At 65.0% G+C, this 20,204-nt stretch carries 19 protein-coding genes and 1 tRNA gene; 5 read left to right on the forward strand and 15 right to left on the reverse strand.

Translation table 11 applies throughout. The features are described 5' to 3' along the window. Positions 1 to 90: 90 nt before the first annotated feature. Positions 91 to 942, reverse strand: coding sequence for a response regulator transcription factor (locus A3OK_RS23535; RefSeq protein WP_196805427.1), 852 nt, complete (start codon positions 940 to 942; stop codon positions 91 to 93). 669 nt (positions 943 to 1,611) lie between these two features. Here A3OK_RS23535 and A3OK_RS0107960 point away from each other — a divergent pair. Continuing rightward, a complete protein-coding gene (locus A3OK_RS0107960; protein WP_026597044.1) occupies positions 1,612 to 2,268 on the forward strand; it encodes a Crp/Fnr family transcriptional regulator in 657 nt (218 codons plus the stop codon). A gap of 300 nt (positions 2,269 to 2,568) precedes the next feature. On the opposite strand, the gene A3OK_RS0107965 is transcribed toward A3OK_RS0107960, so the two are convergent. The 3 genes from A3OK_RS0107965 to A3OK_RS0107975 all read right to left on the reverse strand — a co-directional run bounded on the left by A3OK_RS0107965 (position 2,569) and on the right by A3OK_RS0107975 (position 3,946). Beyond that, positions 2,569 to 2,643, reverse strand: a tRNA-Gly gene (locus A3OK_RS0107965). Between the two features lie 128 nt (positions 2,644 to 2,771). Next, positions 2,772 to 3,251, reverse strand: a complete 480-nt coding sequence (locus A3OK_RS0107970; protein WP_019904417.1) for an NUDIX domain-containing protein — start codon at positions 3,249 to 3,251, stop codon at positions 2,772 to 2,774. Then, positions 3,248 to 3,946, reverse strand: a complete 699-nt coding sequence (locus tag A3OK_RS0107975) for a fumarylacetoacetate hydrolase family protein (RefSeq protein WP_019904418.1) — start codon at positions 3,944 to 3,946, stop codon at positions 3,248 to 3,250. The genes A3OK_RS0107970 and A3OK_RS0107975 overlap by 4 nt, the downstream gene beginning before the upstream one ends. 138 nt (positions 3,947 to 4,084) lie before the next feature. Between A3OK_RS0107975 and A3OK_RS0107980 the strand changes: the two genes are divergently transcribed. The 3 genes from A3OK_RS0107980 to A3OK_RS0107990 all read left to right on the forward strand — a co-directional run bounded on the left by A3OK_RS0107980 (position 4,085) and on the right by A3OK_RS0107990 (position 7,533). Continuing rightward, a complete protein-coding gene (locus A3OK_RS0107980) occupies positions 4,085 to 5,530 on the forward strand; it encodes an FAD-binding oxidoreductase (RefSeq protein ID WP_019904419.1) in 1,446 nt (481 codons plus the stop codon). 325 nt (positions 5,531 to 5,855) lie between these two features. Continuing rightward, positions 5,856 to 6,149 (forward strand): DUF2218 domain-containing protein, encoded by a 294-nt coding sequence (locus tag A3OK_RS0107985; protein ID WP_019904420.1) that lies wholly within the window; start codon positions 5,856 to 5,858, stop codon positions 6,147 to 6,149. A 118-nt stretch (positions 6,150 to 6,267) separates the two neighbouring features. After that, entirely contained in the window at positions 6,268 to 7,533 is a 1,266-nt protein-coding gene (locus A3OK_RS0107990) for an aminopeptidase (protein WP_019904421.1), read from the forward strand. Between the two features lie 28 nt (positions 7,534 to 7,561). On the opposite strand, the gene A3OK_RS0107995 is transcribed toward A3OK_RS0107990, so the two are convergent. The 9 genes from A3OK_RS0107995 to A3OK_RS0108035 all read right to left on the reverse strand — a co-directional run bounded on the left by A3OK_RS0107995 (position 7,562) and on the right by A3OK_RS0108035 (position 15,325). Beyond that, positions 7,562 to 8,311, reverse strand: coding sequence for a DUF1223 domain-containing protein (locus A3OK_RS0107995; protein WP_019904422.1), 750 nt, complete (start codon positions 8,309 to 8,311; stop codon positions 7,562 to 7,564). A 4-nt stretch (positions 8,312 to 8,315) separates the two neighbouring features. Beyond that, positions 8,316 to 9,335 carry a lipid A biosynthesis lauroyl acyltransferase gene (locus A3OK_RS0108000; RefSeq protein ID WP_019904423.1) on the reverse strand — a complete coding sequence of 340 codons (1,020 nt, stop codon included), beginning with the start codon at positions 9,333 to 9,335 and terminating at the stop codon, positions 8,316 to 8,318. A 240-nt stretch (positions 9,336 to 9,575) separates the two neighbouring features. Beyond that, entirely contained in the window at positions 9,576 to 10,598 is a 1,023-nt protein-coding gene (locus A3OK_RS0108005; protein ID WP_019904424.1) for a zinc-binding dehydrogenase, read from the reverse strand. 209 nt (positions 10,599 to 10,807) lie between these two features. Beyond that, on the reverse strand, positions 10,808 to 11,083 hold the full coding sequence (locus A3OK_RS0108010; RefSeq protein ID WP_019904425.1) for an SH3 domain-containing protein: 276 nt from the start codon (positions 11,081 to 11,083) through the stop codon (positions 10,808 to 10,810). A gap of 14 nt (positions 11,084 to 11,097) precedes the next feature. Further along, the gene (locus A3OK_RS0108015) at positions 11,098 to 11,862 is read right to left on the reverse strand and encodes an SDR family NAD(P)-dependent oxidoreductase (RefSeq protein ID WP_019904426.1); all 765 of its coding nucleotides are present in this window, start codon (positions 11,860 to 11,862) and stop codon (positions 11,098 to 11,100) included. Continuing rightward, complete coding sequence (locus A3OK_RS0108020) at positions 11,859 to 13,160, reverse strand: beta-ketoacyl-ACP synthase (RefSeq protein ID WP_019904427.1); 1,302 nt, start codon at positions 13,158 to 13,160, stop codon at positions 11,859 to 11,861. The genes A3OK_RS0108015 and A3OK_RS0108020 overlap by 4 nt, the downstream gene beginning before the upstream one ends. 129 nt (positions 13,161 to 13,289) lie before the next feature. Beyond that, positions 13,290 to 14,426: a beta-ketoacyl-ACP synthase gene (locus A3OK_RS0108025; RefSeq protein ID WP_026597045.1), complete on the reverse strand. Its 1,137-nt coding sequence runs from the start codon at positions 14,424 to 14,426 to the stop codon at positions 13,290 to 13,292. A 26-nt stretch (positions 14,427 to 14,452) separates the two neighbouring features. Beyond that, positions 14,453 to 14,950 (reverse strand): 3-hydroxyacyl-ACP dehydratase FabZ family protein, encoded by a 498-nt coding sequence (locus A3OK_RS0108030; protein WP_019904429.1) that lies wholly within the window; start codon positions 14,948 to 14,950, stop codon positions 14,453 to 14,455. A gap of 72 nt (positions 14,951 to 15,022) precedes the next feature. Beyond that, positions 15,023 to 15,325 carry an acyl carrier protein gene (locus A3OK_RS0108035; RefSeq protein WP_018044158.1) on the reverse strand — a complete coding sequence of 101 codons (303 nt, stop codon included), beginning with the start codon at positions 15,323 to 15,325 and terminating at the stop codon, positions 15,023 to 15,025. A 363-nt stretch (positions 15,326 to 15,688) separates the two neighbouring features. On the opposite strand from A3OK_RS0108035, the gene A3OK_RS0108040 reads away from it, so the two are divergent. Continuing rightward, the gene (locus A3OK_RS0108040) at positions 15,689 to 16,771 is read left to right on the forward strand and encodes an AI-2E family transporter (RefSeq protein ID WP_019904430.1); all 1,083 of its coding nucleotides are present in this window, start codon (positions 15,689 to 15,691) and stop codon (positions 16,769 to 16,771) included. On the opposite strand, the gene A3OK_RS0108045 is transcribed toward A3OK_RS0108040, so the two are convergent. Further along, positions 16,760 to 17,188, reverse strand: coding sequence for a hypothetical protein (locus tag A3OK_RS0108045; protein ID WP_019904431.1), 429 nt, complete (start codon positions 17,186 to 17,188; stop codon positions 16,760 to 16,762). The genes A3OK_RS0108040 and A3OK_RS0108045 overlap by 12 nt on opposite strands. A gap of 178 nt (positions 17,189 to 17,366) precedes the next feature. Then, complete coding sequence (gene acnA, locus A3OK_RS0108050) at positions 17,367 to 20,066, reverse strand: aconitate hydratase AcnA (RefSeq protein ID WP_019904432.1); 2,700 nt, start codon at positions 20,064 to 20,066, stop codon at positions 17,367 to 17,369. Between the last annotated feature and the right edge of the window lie 138 nt (positions 20,067 to 20,204).

A 20,204-nucleotide genomic window follows, 5' to 3' on the forward strand; every position in this document is an offset into this window, starting at 1 on the left:
GTGATCAGTTTCGCCGTCTGGCGCTGGCGTCGCGTCGCAATTGCCGACAGCGGAGCCGATGAGTTCGGACTCATCGGCTCCGGAATCGGATCACTGAATCTTGGCGACTCCGTTCATCACTTGGATGTCGCTGTCGAGCGCTGCCGTCAGAGGCAGGGGGAGATGGTGCATCGGCTGATCGGGCTCGGCTCGCATCAGTGCCCAGATGGCTGCCTGGGTGCGATTGGCGGCGCCGATCTTGCGAAATACGCCCTTGACGTGAATCTTGACCGTTGATTCCGCGATATTGAGCTTGCGCGCGATTTCCTTGTTGGATGCGCCGTTGGTGAGAAGGAAGAGAATTTCCCGCTCGCGGTTCGAGAGCGTCCTCATCTCGTTCAGGAGGACGACCTCGTCCGGCCGGGGCGCTTGAACGCACTCGATCTGCATCGGTTCCGGCTTCTGCAGCACCCTCATGGTCTGCATCAATCCCATCGACGTGACCGCGAAATCATCCCAGACCAGATACAGCAGGCTCACGAGTGCCGAAGAGCTGATGCTGCGCGGCACGAAGGCGTTGATGATGCCGAGATTGGCCAGATGCCAGAGGCCGGTCGCTTCCGGGGCTGCCAGCACGACGATCCTGATCGACGACGTACAGCTCTGAATCTGTGTTGCGAGATCGGATATCAGCGCCACCTCGGCCTCGGTCGCACAATCGATCAGCACGATCGCTTCCTCGCGAAGCGAATCCTTCGATGCCTGTAGCTCCATCACGCTATCGAAACACATGCTGACCTTGATCCGGCACCCCGCAATGACGCTTCTCAGTCCTTCGCGGAAGACTTCGTTCGGAACAACCAGGACAACTTCCTCGGTTCCGCGGGGCCGAGACTTCTTGAGGCCTACGCGAAGACTGATGTTGCCAATGCCGCCAATCGGTCGGTGCGGACGCTTCGTCATTTTGTCCACCTCGCTATGACCTGATGCAGACGCTGCCTGCAGAGGATGAGAGAACATAGGAATATAGGTTCTAAATCTTACCCTTCGACGAGACCTGCGATGCCGGTAAATTGCCTGATAAGTATCCACCATATGGTGACATAAAGATATTGGCTTCCCATCCGATAGTTCTGCAAAATCCATCGATCAATGCAGAGTGTCAGCTTTCACGAACAGTGTTTTGTGTCTATGAAAACCGTATCCGCCTGCGATTTTCTTGTCCGGTATCCCATCCGTAATGAGGAAATCCTGGCATGAATCCTTCAGTTTCTGTGGACGGATTATACAGTTATGATCGGATGCAGACTGCGTAGACGAACTCGAACGAGGCTATCGAAGTTTCAGTACTGTTATAGAAAAATAAACAAAAGTTAATTTAAGCTTCGGTCTTGCCGTGAAATCTCGATTTTTCATTCGAGAGATAAATCAGCGCAAGTGAGCATTATATGTCTGTTCCAAAAAGAACATTGAATGCAAAAAATTATTGTTTATCCTCAAGGCATTGGATCAAGCGAGGATACCAAACCTGCGCATCGGTCCAACCTGCGGCGAGATTAGGTTCGGGTTACTATCATCACAGATAGGGCATTAATCGAGTCGTCGCCGGACATGGAGCGTAGGGCAAGCACGATGCCTCGTAAGCAATTGAAAATATTGGGTTTCAAGGAATTTCTGCTCAGTCTAGGTTCCGGTGTGTCGGAATATTTTCTTGAAGAACGGCATGTCATCTACAACCAGGGGGATCTCGCGGATTCTGTATTCTACGTATCGGGAGGTCAGATTAAACTCGTCGCCTTCTCGATAAGCGGCAAGGAAGCCATCATTGGTATTTCTAACGCCGGCCAGTTCTTCGGCGAAGGCTGCCTCATCGCAGGACATTCCAGGCGTGCGAGCGACGCGGTTGCGATCGGGCCTGCGACGATTCTCAGAATCGAGAAGGCGCTCGTCATCCGCCTGCTGCGAGAGGATGACATTTTCTCGGGCAGTTTCCTGGCTCATCTGCTCGCCAGATCGAAGCGCATCGAAGAGGATTTGATCGACCAGTTGTTTAATTCCAGCGAGAAACGCTTGGCCCGTACGCTGCTTTTGTTGGCGAATTTCGATACCGACGATGATCTGACCGCCGTGATCCCGAGGCTGAGCCAGGCAAGTCTCGCACAGATGGTCGGTGCGAGCCGTCCGAGAGTTAGCCAGTTCCTCAACAAGTTCCGGGATCTGGGATTCATCGAATACGATGGCGAAATTCGCGTCCACAGATCGCTGGGCAAGATACTCCAGAAGGATTGAATCCGAGCTTCCGGTTTAGTCCGGTGAGCGAGGCGGGCTGGGAGATAGGGGCCGCTTCGTCGAAATGGTCCTGTCCAGCCACTTCATGAGGCGGCGACGCGGGGAGTCGGTGCCTTCACGACGATCCGCGTGGCGGCGTCGCGATCCTCTGGGTGTACCGGTGGTGCCACTCGATCGTTCGAGCCGACCGGCACATCGCCAAGCCATCGGGAGCTCAACTGCGAGCCGCGAACGGCTTCGACAACGCCAAAAGCGACAGTCGTTCAACTGTCGCTTTTATCTGCATCGGGAATGAAAAATTGGAGCGGGCGAAGGGATTCGAACCCTCGACCCCAACCTTGGCAAGGTTGTGCTCTACCCCTGAGCTACACCCGCTCACAATGCCGTGCCGCTGGTGGTGAAGACCGCCGGCGGCCCCGGACGGCGTCTCTAAACAACATTCTGGCGGGCGTGGCAAGGGCTGTTTCCCGCTTCTTTTGCCGACGCCCATCTTTCTTCCGCGCTCACCATGTGGCGGCCGGGGACGCTCCCTCGGCGATCTCGCGCAGGCGCTCGCGCGTGGCCCGCGTCGTCTCCTCAGGCAGGGCGTCGAGGGCAAAGAAGCCGCTTTCCGCGATTTCGCGGTCGGGATCCTTCGGTCCGAGGAGCCTGAAGGTAGGGGCGACATAGACCGCGATATGGTCGCGTCCCGCTGCCGCCGTGCTGCGGAAGAAGCCGTGCAGCCGCAACGGCACGCGTTCATTGACCGCGACCTCCGCTTCCTCCCGAAACTCCCGGATCATGGCATCGACGGCGGACTCTCCGACCTCGACCCCGCCACCGGGCAGGTGCCATCCGGCCACGTAGGTATGGCGCACGAGGCAGACGCGACCTCGCTCGTCGAAGGCCGCTCCCCGTACGCCGAGGGTCATTCCGCGGGTGGCGAGGGCGCCGAGCTGAAACAGCCGTTGGAGCAGCGGCCTGTCGAAGAGCGTGCCGATCATACGACGTTGAGGCGTATGGCGCCGAAGCCTTCGATGGCCGCTTCCATCACCTGTCCGCGCTCGACCGCGCCGACTCCCGAGGGAGTGCCGGTGAAAATCAGGTCGCCGGGATGGAGCTCGAAATAGCTGGACAGGAGCGCGATCTGGTCGGGGATCGACCAGATCATCTCCGACAGGTCACCCGCTTGGCGGGGAGCATCGTCCACGGCGAGCGCGATGGCGCCGCGCACCGGATGTCCGCGGAGTTCGGCCCGGTGGAGCGGTCCGATGGGTGCCGAGGCATCCGCAGACTTGGCGAGATCCCACGGACGGGCGAGGCGCTTGGCCTCGTCCTGGACATCGCGCCGGGTCATGTCGAGGCCGACGGCGTAGCCGTAGACATAGTCGAGGGCCTCATCCGCCGGGATGTCCCGCCCTCCCCTCCCGAGGGCCGCCACGAGTTCCACTTCGAAATGGTAATTGGCGGTGCGGGGCGGATAGGGGTGATCGACCGCCTCCGCACCCGGAACGATCTGGAGTGCGTCGGCGGGTTTCATGAAGAAGAACGGTGGCTCGCGGTCGGGGTCCTTGCCCATCTCGCGCGCATGGGCGGCGTAGTTTCGACCCACGCAATAGACGCGGCGCACGGGGAAGAAATCCTCGCTGCCGACGATGGGCAGGGCGATGCGGGGTGGGTTTGGGATCACGGACAGCATCGGTCGGGTGCCTTGTCACGGGTTCGCGCTGATCGGTTGCAGGTCGGCTTGGCGCCCTGCAAAGACGGGTCACGACGCTTATCATAGGGGGACAGTCTACCGACGCCATCTCCCGAACACCCGCCCACCGAGACGCCAGTGACCGCTTCCCACGATCTCCTCTCTCGTCTCGCCGAGCGCCTGGGGGACAAGCATGTCCTCACGGCAGAGGCGGATATCGCGCCCCATCTCCTGGAATGGCGCGGCCTGTTCCAGGGAAGCGCGCTCGCCGTCATCCGGCCTGCCGATACCGGCGAGGTCGCCTTCGTCGTCGCGGCCTGTGCCGAGGCCGGAATCGCCATCGTCGCCCAAGGCGGCAATACCGGTCTCGTCGGCGGCGGCGTTCCTCATGGCGGGATCGTCCTGTCGCTGGTGCGCCTTTCCCGCATCCGAGCCGTCGACCCGCTGAGCGCTACCATCACCGTGGAGGCCGGCGCGCTCCTCGCCGACGTTCAGGCGGCGGCCGATGCGCAGGGCATGATGTTTCCCCTGTCGCTGCCATCGGAAGGGTCCTGCACAATCGGCGGCAACCTCGCGACCAATGCCGGCGGGACCGGAGTGCTCGCCTACGGCAACATGCGCGACCTGGTGCTCGGCCTCGAAGTGGTGCTGGCCGATGGACGCGTCTGGAACGGGTTGAGCGCGCTCCGCAAGGACAATGCCGGCTACGACCTCAAGCACCTGTTCGTCGGTTCGGAGGGCACGCTCGGCATCATCACCGCTTCGGTGCTGAAGCTCTATCCGAAGCCTTCGTCGCGGGCGGTGGGCTTCGTCGGCCTGTCTTCACCGCAAAAGGCGCTCGCGCTGTTCGAGGCGCTGAGACGGGCGGGCGGCCGCGACCTCACGGCGTTCGAGTACATCCCGCGTTTCGGCCTCGACATCGTCCTGAAGCACCGGTCCGGGTTGCCGCGTCCCCTGTCCGGAGATCACGCGGCCTACGCGCTTGTGGAGATGTCCACCACACGGCCCGGCGCGGGTTCCCTCGACGGACTGGAGGCGGCACTCGCGGCCGCTATCGAAGATGGCCTCGCGGAGGATGCTGTGATCGGCTCCAGCGAGGCGCAGAACGCGAACTTGTGGGCGCTTCGCGAGAATCTGTCCGACGTTCAGTCCCTCGAAGGCGGCTCGATCAAGCACGATGTGTCGGTGCCACTGTCGCGTCTCGCCGATTTTCTCGATGCGGCAACGTCAGCCTGCGAGGCCGAGATGCCGGGCCTGCGCGTCTGCGCCTTCGGGCATTTCGGCGACGGCAACATCCACTTCAACCTCAGTCAGCCCCTCGGCATGGAAAAGACCGCGTTCTTGAAGCAATGGGGCCGTTTCAATCGGGTCGTTCACGACATCGTGCACGGGATGGGAGGGTCGATCGCCGCCGAGCACGGGATCGGCTTGCTCAAGCGCGACGAACTCGGCCGTTACGGCGATCCGGTTGGATTGGATCTGATGCGCCGGCTCAAGCTTGCCCTTGACCCGAAAGACCTGCTGAACCCCGGCAAGATCGTCGCGTTGTCGCTGAACCCTCCTTCCGCGTTGCCCCAGGAATAGATCGGGCGCCTGAGGGGATTCGCCGCAGCGCCGGTTTGAGCGCTGCCTGCGTTATCAAGTTGCCCCATTGTGCATCGCACAAGATGGCGTCACAATCTCTCTTGCGATGCGCCATAAATCGGCTCGAAATTCCGGTCTAAGGCTCTGTCGCAACGAGCGTGCTCCGTGGGTGCGCTGCAGCGTCTTATTGGGGTGTTAACGGTCTTGAGCACTTCATCGAGGGACGGATCACACTTCTGAGGGCGTCCGCGACGGCCTGATTGGCCGGGCGACGACCATGGCGCAGCTGCGCTGACGGACAACAGGGACCGAAGGAGACGACACGATGCCGACCTCGCAGGCGAGAGTTCCCACAGCCGAGGCGAGCCGCTACCTGAAGCAGCTCTGCCGACACTGGAGCCACAAGTTTCCCGTAGAGACCACGGACGCGTCCGGCACCGTGCCGTTCGGCGAGAACCGCGTGTGCACGTTCCAGGCGGAAGCAGACGCGCTGCTGATGCGCGTGGCGACTCCCGATCCGGCCGGCCTCACCCGCCTCGAAAACGTGGTGGCTGATCACCTGATGCGCTTCGCCTTCCGCGAGAATCTTGGGGAGATCACCTGGTCGCGCGCGGCCTGATCTGCCTGCGTGCAGCCGTTGCGCTTGAATCCTTGCGCTTGAATCGCCGGCTCGACACCCGATCTTGCTGAGCGCCGTCCGCACGGCCTATGCGGGACGGAGCTGAGGAGACACGGTGATGACGATTCGCGCGGAGTCCAACACGACGACCCTGTCCTTCGACGAGCGGATCGAGCGCCTCGCCGAGGTGGCCGTCCGAATCGGGTTGGGTCTGAAGCACGGACAGGAACTGGTGATGACGGCGCCGCTCGAGGCTGCGCCCCTCGCCCGAGCGATCACCACCGAGGCCTACAAGGCTGGCGCGTCGCTCGTAACAACCTTCTACTCCGACGATGCCGCGACCCTTGCGCGCTTCGTCCACGCTCCCGACGATGCGTTCGATACGGCTGCGGGCTGGCTCTACAGCGGCATGGCCGAGGCATTTCGCAACGGGGCCGCTCGGCTCGCCATCGCCGGCGACGATCCCTCTCTACTGGCCGGGCAGGATTCGCAGAGGGTTGCCCGGGCCAATCGCTCGCGCTCGAAGGCCTATGTGCCGGCTTTGGAGCTGATCGCGAACTTCGCCACCAATTGGACCATCGTGTCGGCGGCGAACCGCTCCTGGGCGCGAACCGTCTTTCCGGATCTCCCCGAGGACGAGGCCTTGTCGCGCCTGTGGGATGCGATTTTCTCGGCGTCGCGTGTCGATGGAATCGACCCCGTTGGGGATTGGAAAGCCCATAACGACGCCCTCCATGCCCGCATGAATATCTTGAACGAGCATCGTTTCGCGGCGCTTCGCTTCCAGGGGCCGGATACCGACCTGACCGTGGGCCTCGCTGACGATCACGAATGGTGCGGCGGCGCGTCCGTTTCGCGCAGCGGTATCCTGTGCAACGCCAACATCCCCACCGAGGAGGTGTTCACCACGCCGCACAAGGCGCGGGTGGACGGCTATGTGACCAGCACCAAGCCTCTCTCCTACCAGGGCACGCTGATCGACGGCATCCGAGTGCGGTTCGAGGAGGGATGCATCGTCGAGGCGACGGCTCGCACGGGCGGCGACGTCCTCGCGCGCGTTCTCGATACGGATGAGGGCTCACGCCGCCTCGGCGAGGTGGCACTGGTGCCGGCCTCCTCCGCGATCTCCGCCTCGGGCCTGCTGTTCTACAACACCCTGTACGACGAGAACGCCGCGAGCCACATCGCTCTGGGGCAGGCCTACAGCAAGTGCTTCCGCAATGGCGGCGAGACTTTCAGCGAGGACGACCTGGCCGCGCGGGGCGCCAACCGCAGCCTGATCCATATCGACTGGATGATCGGCTCAGCCGAGATCGATGTCGACGGCCTCACCGCCGAGGGCCGCGCCGTACCGGTGATGCGCGCGGGAGAATGGGTGGGCTGACTTCCTTGCTGCGGAGGAAAGCCTGGGATCAGACCCCCGGCCCCTTCGCGGCACCGAGGATATGGGCGGGATGTGCCAGCGTCCCGCTCTGGAGCACGACCACATAGCCGTCGGCATTGCCCGAGCGAGCAAGATTTCGCGGAATATCGTAATGCGCAGCTTGACCGGTCCAGGCCCCGACCTTGTGCATTCCGCGGACAACGTTGACGTAGTCCACCACCTGTCCCTTGTTCTCGCCACGCGCTACGGCGGCCCTATGTCGACGCAGGATCGGCAATAGCCAGACCTCGCCGGTACCGCGCCCGGCGCCGACGTCGATGACGATACGGTCCCCCTGTTCCACCGCCTTTACCGGTATGGTGAGGCCACCCGCCTGCCTCGCCGTGCGGATGCTGCGTTCGAGGAAGGCACGGTCCGAACGGACCGTCGATGGCTCGCCGTTGACGATGGCTTGGGGCGTGAAGAGTTGGCGCTCGCCGTGGCTGTTGGCATAAGCGCGCTGCCGCTCGGTGAAGGCCGGAATCGCGAACTCGTCCTTCCAGCCGAGATAGTCCCAATAGGTCACCGGAAGGGTCAGGGCGATGACGTCCGCCTGTTGCGCATAATCGCCCATCATCCGCGACGCCGGCGGGCAGGCGCCGCAACCCTGGCTGGTGAAGAGTTCGATCACGGCGCGGGGCGGCTCGGCATGGGCCGGACCCATGACGGCCGAGACGCAGGCGGAGAGTGCCGTAAGGCTGAGCGCGAAGCGGCGCAGGCGTGAAGCGGATCGGCCCATGTGCCTATGTGACAGCGCCTTCGCCTGCAACGGAAGTCACGTTGCCTTGATGAACCGTGGATGACTCCGCCTGCTGTGGCGGGGCGACCTTGGGCTTCGGCAGCATATTCGGACGCCAGCGCCGGTGCATCCACAGCCATTGGCCGGGATTGTCGCGGACCCACTCCTCCACGACGCGGGTCATCGCCTGCATCGCGCCTTGAACGTCGATTTCACCCTTGGCGTCGCGCGGCAGATCGAGGGGGGGAGTGAGTTCGAGATGGAAGTGGGCCTTGTCCTTGCGCACCACGCGAACCCCATGGACGGGGCATTCGTAGTGTTTCGCGAGCTTGGCAAGCAGCGGGTTCACCAGCACGGGACGGCCGAAGAACTCCACCACGACGCCGCGGGTGAAGTGCTGGTCGATGAGCTGGCCGAGATGGCCGCCGCGCTCGACCACGCCCTGCATCGAGAACACGGCGCCCTGTCCGGCTGCGGCCAACCCGCCCATGGTCTCGCGGCGCACCTCCTGGACGAGGCGGGCCGAGGCGAGGTCATTGGGCGGTCGGAAGATCGCCGTGGCTTCGAGCCCGTAGCGGGCGGCGCAGATCGCCGGCAGTTCCCAATTGGCGAGATGGGCGGCGAAGATCAGCCCCGGCTTGCCGTCGTCGCGCAAGGCGTCGAAATGCTCGGCGCCGGCCACCGACATGCGCTGGCTCGACGGATCGGTCGGGTCGAAATCGAACAGGGTGGCGAGATGGGCGTATTCCGCTCCCGTGCGGCCGAGATTGTCCCAGGCTTCGCGCGCGATAGCCTTGATCGCGGCCTCGTCCTTCTCGGGATAGGCGGCGCGCAGGTTCGCCAATGCGATGCGGTTCGCCGGCAGGAAGGGCCCGACCCGCCGCGCGATCGCTCCGCCGGTTCGGCTCGCCCGCTCGGTCCCGAGCATCCGCGCCAGCCAGAACAGGCAGCGCACCAGGGGAATCATGGCAAGCCCCGCCATCCGGGGCAGATGGCGGTTCAGAACAAGGGCAAGACGCAGCACGATAATTTCCGGGGAGTGGCTATCGCGCTCGTTTAGAACATTTTTTAGGAGAGGGGCAGCCTGAGGTTAATGAGAGCTGCGGTTACCCCGACGGCGTGCATGTTTCGTCGCTCGATGAATTAGGAGAGATCGGAACCCGTCCATCTCCGCAGCTCTCAGAAGTGACATTGGCTCGATGCGACGGTCGAGTTTTGACCGATCTGATATCCAACCGCAGCCCGCATCATCGGACACGGAACTTCAAATCGTCACCAAGATCTTTCCGAACACTTTTCGCGATTCCAGCCGCTCCAACCCCTGCGAAAAGTCTCCGAGCGGGAGAACCGTGTCCACCACCGGTGTGATCCCCTCGGCCATCTTGGCGAGCGATTGGCGAATGTTGGCCATGGAGCAGCCGAAGGAGCCGGTGATGCGGTATTGCTGCTGGAACAATTGCATCAGGTTCATGGTGGTGGAGACACCGGAGGTGGAGCCGCAGGTGACGAGGCGGCCGCCGCGCTTGAGGCAGAGGAGCGAGCCGTTCCAGGTGTCCGGGCCCACATGCTCGAACACCACGTCGACGCCCTTTCGCTTGGTCAGCCGGCGGACCTCGCCTTCGAAGCGTTCGTCGCGGTAGTTGATGACGTGATCGGCGCCGAGCGCTTTCGCCATCTCACCTTTCCTGTCGTCGCCGACCGTCGTGAACACGGTGCAGCCGATCGCCTTGGCCATCTTGATCGCGGCGGTGCCGATGCCGGAGCCGCCGGCATGGACGAGGATGCTCTCGCCGGGCTCCAGCTTCGCGTTGTCGAACAGCATGTGCTGCACCGTGCCGAAGGCGATCGGAGCGCAGGCGGCGTCGGTGAAACTCACGCCGTCCGGCACCTTCACGACGAGGCGGGCCTGCATGGTGACGCGTTCGCGCGCGAAGCCGTCGATATGAAACCCCATGACGCCGGACACGTCCTCGCAGAGGTTGTCGCGCCCCTCCGAACACGCCTTGCAGCGGCCGCATGTCTGCGCGCCGTACATCACCACGCGGTCCCCCTCGCGCAGGTCCGTCACCCCCTCGCCGACGCAGACGATCTCGCCCGAGGCTTCGGCCCCCACCGCGAGCGGCAGCTTGCGCTTGGCGAAGGCCATGCCGCGAAAGCCCCAGACGTCGATGAAGTTCAATCCCACCGCGCGCACGCGGATCTGGACCTCGCCCGCGCCGGGAGCCGCCGGCGGGTCGACCTCGCCGAGGCGCAGATCGCGGTCACCGAAGAGTTGCAGGGCTTGCATCGGGCTCGTCTCTCATCGGGCGCTTCGGGCTCCGAAACTCCTTCGAACCACCTCATTCTGAGGCGCCCGCGTCAGCGGGCCTCGAAGAAGGGCTCCGGGGCCCGCTTGCCATCCGGCGCCCTCATTCGAGGGCTCCGCGTTGCTCCGTGACCTCGGAACGAGGCGCTCGGAATGGATAAGCGGCCTTATCGACCGAAAGGCGTCACATCTCAATCCGGCGCGAGGTAGCGTCGCCGCGCCCAGCCGAGGATCGGGCCGGCCTTGACGCGGCACCATGTCAGCCCGCTCGGCGTCTCGTTGGTGCAGCCGAAGCCGCGCAGGCGCGCCCCTTCCGGGGCCTGTCCGAGAACGGGGGCCGAGGCATCCGGCGTCTCGCGGATGCTCAAGGCATCGCCACGCGGTAGGCCGTCGACGCGGAAGGCGCCGGTCTCGGCGAGGGCCTGAGCCGCTGCCAGGGTGAGCGCCAGGATGAGAAGGGACCGCATCGCCGTTGCCCGCCTCAGGTCCGGTGGATGCCCATCATCGCCGTCAGGCCGCCATCGACGGGGAGGACCGCGCCGGTAATGTAGGCCGCGCCCTCGCCCATGAGGAAGGCCGCCAGCGCCGCGACCTCCTCCGGCTTGGCGAAGCGCCCGGCGGGGATCTGCTTCTCCATGCCGGCACGGTGCGCGGCATAAGGGGCCATCATGTCGGTGTCGATGAAGCCCGGCGCGATGACGTTGACCGTCACCCCGCGCTTGGCCGATTCGATCGCCAGGGTGCGGCAATACGAGATCAGCGCCCCCTTCGTCGCGGCATAGGCGGCATTGCCCGGATTGGCCTGGATTGCCGCCACCGAGCCGATGGCGACGATGCGGCCGGAGCGCCCGCGGATCATGCCGCGGACCAGTGCTTTCGCGAGGCGGGTCAGCGACCAGAAATTCACCTGCATCGCCGCCTCGGCCTTGTCCTGCGCCATCATCGCGGCCAGCACGTCATAGGATTGGCCGGCATTGTGGACGAGGCCGTAGAACCCCTCCCCCTCCTGGGCCTCGCAGAAGGCCTCCAGGGCGTCGCGGTCGGCAAGATCGAGAGCGTGGGCGGTGATCGTGCGCTCGGGGACAGTCTCGGAGAGTTCGGCGACGAGGCGCTCCGCCGCCTCCCCCGACGAGCGGTAGGTGAAGGCGACGTCGTAGCCGGCGCCTGCAAGCGCCCACACGATGGCCGAGCCGAGGCCGGAGGCACCGCCGGTGACGAGGACGCGTCGGGAGGTGTCGGTCGTCATGCCGGCTCGTCTCCGAGGACGAGGCAGGTATTCTGCCCGCCGAAGCCGAAGGAGTTCGAGAGGACGCGGCTGACGCGGGCGTCGCGCGCGCGCGTCACCACGTCGAGGGAGAGGGCCGGGTCCGGTACCGCATAGTTGATCGTCGGCGGGATGCGGCCATGGGCGATGGTGAGGAGCGAGATCACCGCCTCGATGGCACCGGCGGCCGTCAGCGTATGGCCGATCATCGACTTGTTCGACGAGATCGGCAGGGTGCGGATGCGCTCGCCGAATACGGCCGCGCAACCCAGAGCCTCCATCTTGTCATTCTCCGGCGTCGACGTGCCGTGGGCGTTGATCGTGTCAATGGAATTTGGCTCCGTTCCGGCATCGTCGAGGGCTGCGCGGATGGCTGCGATGCCCGGCGCCCCGTCCGGACTAGACCGCGTGCGATGGAATCCGTCACCCTTCTCACCGCATCCGAGAACGTAGCCGAGGATCGTCGCACCACGCGCCCGGGCCGATTCGGCATTCTCGAGGACCAGGGCGGCGGCGCCCTCGCCCATGACGAAGCCGTCGCGGTTCTTGGAGAACGGCTTCGAGGCGCCCTCCGGCGGGTCGTTCTGGGTCGAAAGCGCCGACAGCAGCGAGAAGCGGATCAGTGATTCCGGGTTCACCGAACCGTCGGTGCCGATGCAAAGGGCAGCTTGCGTCTCGCCCCGCCGGATCGCCTCGACGCCGAGCTGGATCGCGGTGGCGCCCGAGGAACAGGCGGTGGACAGCGAGATCGGCGAGCCCTTGGTGCCGAACCGGTCGGCGATGTTGTCGGCTACCGTCGCGAAGATGAAGAGGTCGTGCCAAGCGTCGAACCGGCGGCTCGATGCAGCGCGCTGGAGGTCGGAATAGGTGACGTCGCCATTCTGGCCGGAGGCCTCGGCCATGGCCTGGCGCTGGGGCCATTCCATTTCCACGGGCGGCACGGCGATGAACAGGGCGCCGGGGAAGTCGCCTTTTCCGCCGATGCCGGATTGGGCGATGGCTTCCTCGGCCGCCTCTTCGGCGAAGCGCTGCGACAGGGCGGGCGCCACCAGCGGGTCGGTATCGAGGAAGTCGACCGTGCCGGCGATACGGGTGCGCAGGCCCTCGGTGGGAAAACGCGCGATGGTGTGGATGCCGGAGCGTCCGGCGGTGAGGGCGGCCCAGTTGTCGGCCTGTCCCTGGCCGAGGGAGGTGACGATGCCGAGGCCCGTCACCGCCACCAGGGGGCGCCCGTAGCTGTCCCTGAATTTATCGGCATCACGGGGAGAAGGATTGGTCATCGCGCCGTCTTGCTATCGTTTCGACCGAGCGGCCCTGAACGTGCCCCGCCCCGCACAGCTGGGCCGATCGATCACGGTTGCGCCCGTCTTAGATCATTTTCGATTGGCTGACAGCCGCGTCGCTGTCGGTCACGACACCGCGCTCAACCGAACGACGCCCTCGCCGCGGCGATGCCCGACGGTGGTGACCGCGACATTGCGCGCCCTGCCCTCGGCGATGAGCGCGGCAGCGAGTGCCGCCCCGAGTGGCGCCGTGACTTCGAGCGAATGGCCGGTAACGTCCCCGAGGGCGGTGACGAAGACGCCGGGTGCCAACTCGGCCAAGGCCGCGCCCTCTTCGCCGGTGATCCCGCCGACGCCGGTGGCGCCGGAGATCACCGCGTCCGGCGTGATCCCGGCCTTGTCCCACAAGGCGGAGAGGCTGCGCCCCACGCTGCCGGGCTCCCGTCGGGGACGGTCGCTTTCCACCGGGAGTAGGCGTGCGAAAATCTTCGCGTTGCGCGCGGCGGCGGCCTCGGCGGCTTCCAACATGAGGAAGGCAGCGGCACTGCCGAGGATGAAGCCGGCCTCGCTTTCGCCCTCACGTTCGAAGACCGGACGGAAGTCGCCCTTCCGCAGGTATCCGCCCATCTCATGGACGACGAGCACGTCGGGGCGTTCCGCGCTGTAGGAGCCGCCCACCAGCATCGTGTCGATCTGACCCGAGGCGATGCGACTCTGGGCGATGCGGAGAGCGTCGACGCCCGAGGCCTCCTCGCCCATGAAGGTGCGCGACGCGCCGGTGACGCCGTGGACGATGGCGATGTTGCCCGCGAGCAGGTTCGAGAGTTGGGCCAGGAAGAGGGTCGGGCGCAGGTCGTTCTGCAGGCGCTCGTTGAGGTAGGCGCCTGGATCGGCTGCATCGCGCAGGCCGGTGAGGATCGCACCGTCCACTGCCGTGTCGCGCTCGCCGCCGCCGCAGGCGACGACGAGATGCATCGCCGCCTTGAAGGTCGCGTCCTGCTTCACTCCCGCCGAATCGAGGGCCAGGCCGGCAGCGTAGACGCCGAGGCGCTGCCACGCCTCCATCTGCCGCTGATCGGATTTCTTCGGAATTTGGCCATCGAGCACCAGCGTCGGGGCGGGGTGGACGGGATAGGGCGCGAAGCGCTCCGTATCCGTGGCCTTCGGTCGGCCAGCCGAGAAGGCGTCGAGATGCGCGGCGATTCCCTCACCGGCGCAGGAGACGAGGCCGATGCCTGTGACGACGACGTCACGCCGGTTCATGCTGGTGTTGCTCATGAACGCCGTGGTCATGCCGGCACGGCTCCCCCGGGAGGTGCTCCCGAGGCGGTCGCGCGATCCATCAGGCCGATCCGTCGGGCTCGCTCGCGCATCGGCGCATCGAGTCCTTCCGGGAACGGCATAGTCCGGAACCGTAACTCCGCGTCGGCGAGAGGCTTGCCTTCGTGGCGGATGGAGGCCTTGGTCACCGCGTAGCCGGAACCGTCATGCTCCAGGCTCGCCTGGACGAGCAGCGTCGCGCCGGGGCCGACGAAGGAGCGGAACCGCGCCTTGTCCACGGCCATCAGGAACGGCATCTGCACGAAGTCGAGATGGGCGAGAAGCAGGTATCCAGAGGCCTGCGCCATGGTCTCGGTGAGGAGCACGCCGGGCACCAGGGGGTGGCCGGGAAAGTGCCCCTCGAAAACCGGGCTCTCCATCGGCACATGTGCCAGCGCCTCGATCCGGCCGGCGGCCTTGTCGAGACTCGTCACCGTGTCGATCATCTCGAAATATTCGAGCCGCATGGCGTCAAAGGCTCCGCTGGGGTCAAACGCTCCGCTGGGATCTGAAGGGCACGGCCCGGTCGGGCTCGCCCTTCAGGCCTTGGCCGCTTTCTCCGCGACGAGCGCGTCGATGCGGGCGCAGAGGTTCTTCAGCACGAAGTATTCCTCGGCCGGCACCTTGCCCTCGTTGACCTCCTGGGTCCAACGCTCCAGCGGCAACTTGATGCCGAAGGCCTTGTCCACCGCGAAGGCGATGTCGAGGAAGGCGAGCGAATCGATCCCGAGATCCTCGATCGCGTGGCTCTCTGGCGAGATGGTGTCGCGCGGGATGTCGGCAGTGTCGGCGATGATGTCCGCGACGCGGTCGAACGTAGCGGTGGTCGGCTGGTCAGACATGCGTTCTCGCCGTTTTCTTCTCTATGGCGCGCCGTGGCAGATCCGGTTTCGGATCATGGGGCCGGCGCGGCCGGTCCGAGGCTGGCGCATGAGCCCGGCGCCCCCCGGGTCGCGCAGCATGCCCCCGGAGCGGCCTCGCGCCGCTTCCGATCGAAGGCGGTCCCTTACACGAGGGGGGGATGGCCGGCAACCTTGGCAGGGCTCGCGCCTTCGTGCGGTCGAGGGCGGGGCTGAACCATTCCGCCTTTCGATGCGCTGATCTACATGCGGATGCGCGTCGGGGAGGCGTGAGCGTTCCCCAGCCCAGCAAGGGTAATGAGTATGGAACGGCCTTTTTCCTCCGACGATGACGCCGAGCTTCCGATGGATGGTCGGACCCGTGCGCAGGGGGGCGCCCGCATCGCTCTGGTCCTGGCGCTTTCCGCCCTCGGCCTGTGGGTGTTGCATCCGTTCCTGCCGGCTTTGGCCTGGGCCGTGATCCTCACGATTGCGCTGTGGCCGCTCTACGCGAAGGCGGAGCGCCGTTGGCCCCCCGGCGGCCACAACATCCTGCTGCCGAGCCTGTTCACCCTCGCCGTGGCGCTGGTTTTCCTCGCGCCCCTGGTGGTTCTCGGCGTCCAGGCGGCGCGGGAAGCGCATGACGCGATGATTTGGGCGAAGTCGGTGGAGCAGAGCGGAATTCCCGCGCCCGAGTTCCTGTCCCACCTGCCCTATGGGGCGGCCAAGGCCAGCGCCTGGTGGAATGAGAATCTCAGCCATCCCTCCGCCGGTTCCGAGATTCTGCATAAGCTCGACAATTCCACCACGATCGGCCTGACCAAGAGTCTCGGCGCGCAGGTGGTCCGGCGAGTGGTACTGTTCGGTTTCACCCTTCTGACGCTGTTCTTCCTTTTTCGCGACGGTCGCGTGGTCATCGCCCAGACGCTGAGGGCCAGCGCCCGCCTGTTCGGCCCGCGCGGGGAGCGCGTCGCTCGACAGATGGTCGCCTCCGTCCACGGAACCGTCGATGGGCTGGTTCTGGTCGGCCTCGGTGAGGGTGTGCTGCTCGGGATCGTCTATTACTTCGCCGGAGTACCGCACCCGGTTCTACTCGGCGCACTGACGGCGGTGGCGGCGATGATCCCGTTCGGGGCACCGCTGGTGTTCGGCATCGCCGCGCTGATTCTTCTCGCCGGGGGCGCCGTGGTGCCGGCCATCGTCGTCGTGGCGGCGGGTTTCGTCGTCACCTTCGTCGCCGATCATTTCGTCCGGCCCGTCCTCATCGGCGGCACGACCCGCTTGCCCTTCCTCTGGGTGCTGCTCGGCATCCTCGGTGGCGTGGAGAGCTTCGGCCTGCTCGGCCTCTTCCTCGGCCCGGCCGTGATGGCGGCCCTGGTGCTGCTGTGGCGGGAATTCACCGATGGTGACGACGACACCGCATCCAAGTCGTCGATCTCACCGGAATGACGATCCATCCCAGCGGACCGTGTGTTCCTTGTATTCGAAGCTGACGAGCGTGATTCGGGGGATACGTCCCGGCCCGATCCGGGCGCCGATGGAGGCGATCTCGTCCTTCAGGACAAGCAGGTCGCCTTGCCGCACGAAAAACAAGACCGGGCAATGGGCTGCGCCGCATTCGTCGTTCAATCCCTTCGGATCTCCACGACAGGAGAGTTCGGCGAGATTGAGAATGAGATCGGCCTTGCCGTCGCCGGTCAGGTCGCGCTCCATGATGCCGTCCGGTTTGAACTGGCCGCCCTTCGGACACAACTTGGCAACCTGTTGGGAGACGAGGTAGCGCGCTGCCGCCGATGTCGCCTGTGCAGGCGCGAGTCCTGAACCGAATGCGATGCAGACGAGGACAGCAAGGCCCGTACGCATCATGTCGCAACCTCGCCGAATCCAAGTGTTCGCGGACGCTCGAGCGCGCCATCTGAACATGGCCGCTGCAACCTAACCGATTCTGATGAGGTCGGGACGACAGGCGGAAACGAGAGAGGCCTCTCCCATTCGGAGAGGCCTCGCATCGTGGTCGTCATGAATGGAAGCAGAACCTACGGGATCATGCCGCGAGCGAGCGCAGGACGTAGGGAAGAATCCCGCCGTTGCGGAAGTATTCCAGCTCGTCGAGCGTATCGATCCGGCAGGTGAGCGGTACCTCGGTCTTGGTCCCGTCGGCCGACGTGATCTCGGCGATCATGGTCTGGCGCGGCTTGATATCGCCCGAGAGGCCGAGAAGGCTCACGGTCTCGTCGCCCTTGAGGCCCAGTGACGCCCAGGACGTGTCGCCCTGGAACACCAGCGGGACGATGCCCATGCCGACGAGGTTCGAGCGGTGGATGCGCTCGAAGCTCTCGGCCACCACGGCGCGGACGCCGAGGAGCTTGGTGCCCTTCGCCGCCCAGTCGCGCGACGAGCCGGTGCCGTATTCCTTGCCGGCGAAGACGACGAGCGGCGTGCCGGACTCTGCATATTTCTGGGCCGCATCGTAGATGTACATCCGCTCGCCGGAGGGCTGGAACAGTGTCCAGCCGCCCTCGACCACGTTGCCGCTCTCGTCCCGCACCATCTGGTTCTTGATGCGGATGTTGGCGAAGGTGCCGCGCATCATGACCTGATGGTTGCCGCGGCGGGTGCCGTACTGGTTGAAGTCCTGCACCCGGACCTGATGCTCCTGCAGGTAGGCGCCGGCCGGCGAGGCCGCCCGGATGTTGCCGGCGGGAGAGATGTGGTCGGTGGTGATGGAATCCTGGAACAGGCCGAGGATGCGGGCATCGACGATGTCGGTGATCGGGGCCGGTGTCTTGGTCATGCCCTCGAAATAGGGAGGGTTCTGCACGTAGGTGGAGGTCGAATCCCACTTGAAGGTCTCGGCCTCGGTGACCTCGACGGCCTTCCAGTAATGGTCGCCACTGAACACGTCGGCGTAGCGCGACTTGAACAGGGTCGAGGTGATGTTGGCCTCAATGAACTCGGCGACTTCCGCCGCGGAGGGCCAGATGTCGGCGAGGTAGACCGGCTGACCGTCCGAACCGATGCCCAGAGGCTCGGTGGTGATGTCGATCTGCATCGATCCGGCGAGGGCATAGGCCACCACCAGCGGCGGCGAGGCGAGGTAGTTGGCGCGGACGTCGGGGTTCACGCGGCCCTCGAAGTTGCGGTTGCCCGAGAGCACGGCCGCGGCGACCACGTCGTTGTCGTTGATCGCCTTCGAGATCGGTGCCGGAAGCGGGCCGGAATTGCCGATGCAGGTGGTGCAGCCGAAGCCCACGAGGTTGAAACCGAGCGCGTCGAGGGGAGCCTGCAAGCCAGCGCTCTCCAGATACTCGGCGACCACCTGGGAGCCGGGCGCCAGCGAGGTCTTCACCCAGGGCTTCGAACGCAGCCCCTTGGCGACCGCGTTGCGCGCGAGCAACCCGGCGCCGATCATCACGCTCGGATTCGAGGTGTTGGTGCAGCTCGTGATCGCCGCGATCACCACGTCGCCGTGGCCGATATCGTAATTCGCGCCCTCGACCGCATAGCGCTTGGCGATGTCGGATGCCTTCTTGAACTCGGTCTCCATGGAGCCGGCGAAGCCCGGCTTGGCACCATCGAGAAGTACCCTGTCCTGCGGCCGCTTGGGACCCGCCAGTGACGGGCGCACGTCACCCATGTCGAGTTCGAGCGAATCGGTGAAGACGGGATCCGGAGTATCCGCATGGCGCCACATGCCTTGAGCCTTGGCATAGGCCTCGACGAGAGCGATCCGGTCGTCGGCGCGGCCCGTCACTTTGAGGAAGTCGATGGTCTTCTGGTCGATGGGGAAGAAGCCGCAGGTGGCGCCGTATTCGGGTGCCATGTTGGAGATCGTGGCGCGGTCGGCCACAGCCATGTCGTCGAGACCGGGTCCGTAGAACTCCACGAACTTGCCGACCACGCCCTTCTTGCGCAGCATCTGCGTGACGGTGAGCACGAGATCGGTGGCGGTGGTGCCCTCGGGCAGCTTGCCCGACAGTTTGAAGCCGACGACTTCCGGAATCAGCATGGAGAGGGGCTGGCCGAGCATGGCCGCTTCCGCCTCGATGCCGCCGACGCCCCAGCCCAGCACGGCGAGGCCATTGACCATGGTGGTGTGCGAATCTGTGCCGACGAGGCTGTCCGGATAGGCGAGCTCGATGCCATCCTCCGTCTTGGTCCAGACCGTCTGCGACAGAAACTCGAGATTCACCTGGTGGCAGATGCCGGTGCCTGGCGGCACGACCGAGAAGTTGTCGAAGGCCGACTGACCCCATTTCAGGAAGGTGTAGCGTTCGCCGTTGCGCTCGTATTCCAGCGCCACGTTGTCGGCCAAAGCCTTCGGGGTGCCGAACTCGTCGACGATGACCGAGTGGTCGATCACAAGATCGACGGGAACCAGCGGGTTGATCTTCTGCGGGTCACCACCGAGCGCGACCATGGCGTCGCGCATCGCCGCCAAGTCGACGACGGCCGGTACGCCCGTGAAATCCTGCATCAGTACGCGGGAGGGGCGGAAGGCGATCTCGGTCTCGACCTTGCCGAGATTGCCGAGCCAAGCGACGGTGGCGGAGATGTCGGCTTTCTTCACCGAGCGGTCGTCCTCGAACCGCAGCAGGTTCTCCAGGATCACCTTCATCGAGAAGGGCAGTGCCGTCGCGTCGGCGAGGCCGGCCTGCTCTGCGTGGGGAATGGAGTAGTAGGTATAGGATTTCTCGCCGACGGTGAGGGTCTGGCGGGAGTTGAAGCTGTCGAGTGATGCCACGGCTGGTCTCTTCCTCACGAGCGGTTGTCGAACACGCGCAGGCATGACCTGCGCCACGAAGTCGTGTTCGGCTGGAGCGCTTCTAAAAAAAGCGCGCGCCGCTCCGGGGGTGCCCGGACAGGATGTTGCGCGACGAGC

The organism is Methylobacterium sp. 77 (genome assembly GCF_000372825.1).
Taxonomy (GTDB): domain Bacteria; phylum Pseudomonadota; class Alphaproteobacteria; order Rhizobiales; family Beijerinckiaceae; genus Methylobacterium.

Bases quoted from the DNA above. Each gene is read 5' to 3' on its own strand.
- A3OK_RS23535 (WP_196805427.1), bottom strand. From the start codon at position 942: ATGACGAAGCGTCCGCACCGACCGATTGGCGGCATTGGCAACATCAGT.
- A3OK_RS0107960 (WP_026597044.1), top strand. From the start codon at position 1,612: ATGCCTCGTAAGCAATTGAAAATATTGGGTTTCAAGGAATTTCTGCTC.
- A3OK_RS0107970 (WP_019904417.1), bottom strand. From the start codon at position 3,251: ATGATCGGCACGCTCTTCGACAGGCCGCTGCTCCAACGGCTGTTTCAG.
- A3OK_RS0107975 (WP_019904418.1), bottom strand. From the start codon at position 3,946: ATGCTGTCCGTGATCCCAAACCCACCCCGCATCGCCCTGCCCATCGTC.
- A3OK_RS0107985 (WP_019904420.1), top strand. From the start codon at position 5,856: ATGCCGACCTCGCAGGCGAGAGTTCCCACAGCCGAGGCGAGCCGCTAC.
- A3OK_RS0107990 (WP_019904421.1), top strand. From the start codon at position 6,268: ATGACGATTCGCGCGGAGTCCAACACGACGACCCTGTCCTTCGACGAG.
- A3OK_RS0107995 (WP_019904422.1), bottom strand. From the start codon at position 8,311: ATGGGCCGATCCGCTTCACGCCTGCGCCGCTTCGCGCTCAGCCTTACG.
- A3OK_RS0108005 (WP_019904424.1), bottom strand. From the start codon at position 10,598: ATGCAAGCCCTGCAACTCTTCGGTGACCGCGATCTGCGCCTCGGCGAG.
- A3OK_RS0108010 (WP_019904425.1), bottom strand. From the start codon at position 11,083: ATGCGGTCCCTTCTCATCCTGGCGCTCACCCTGGCAGCGGCTCAGGCC.
- A3OK_RS0108015 (WP_019904426.1), bottom strand. From the start codon at position 11,862: ATGACGACCGACACCTCCCGACGCGTCCTCGTCACCGGCGGTGCCTCC.
- A3OK_RS0108020 (WP_019904427.1), bottom strand. From the start codon at position 13,160: ATGACCAATCCTTCTCCCCGTGATGCCGATAAATTCAGGGACAGCTAC.
- A3OK_RS0108025 (WP_026597045.1), bottom strand. From the start codon at position 14,426: ATGAACCGGCGTGACGTCGTCGTCACAGGCATCGGCCTCGTCTCCTGC.
- A3OK_RS0108030 (WP_019904429.1), bottom strand. From the start codon at position 14,950: ATGCGGCTCGAATATTTCGAGATGATCGACACGGTGACGAGTCTCGAC.
- A3OK_RS0108035 (WP_018044158.1), bottom strand. From the start codon at position 15,325: ATGTCTGACCAGCCGACCACCGCTACGTTCGACCGCGTCGCGGACATC.
- A3OK_RS0108040 (WP_019904430.1), top strand. From the start codon at position 15,689: ATGGATGGTCGGACCCGTGCGCAGGGGGGCGCCCGCATCGCTCTGGTC.
- A3OK_RS0108045 (WP_019904431.1), bottom strand. From the start codon at position 17,188: ATGATGCGTACGGGCCTTGCTGTCCTCGTCTGCATCGCATTCGGTTCA.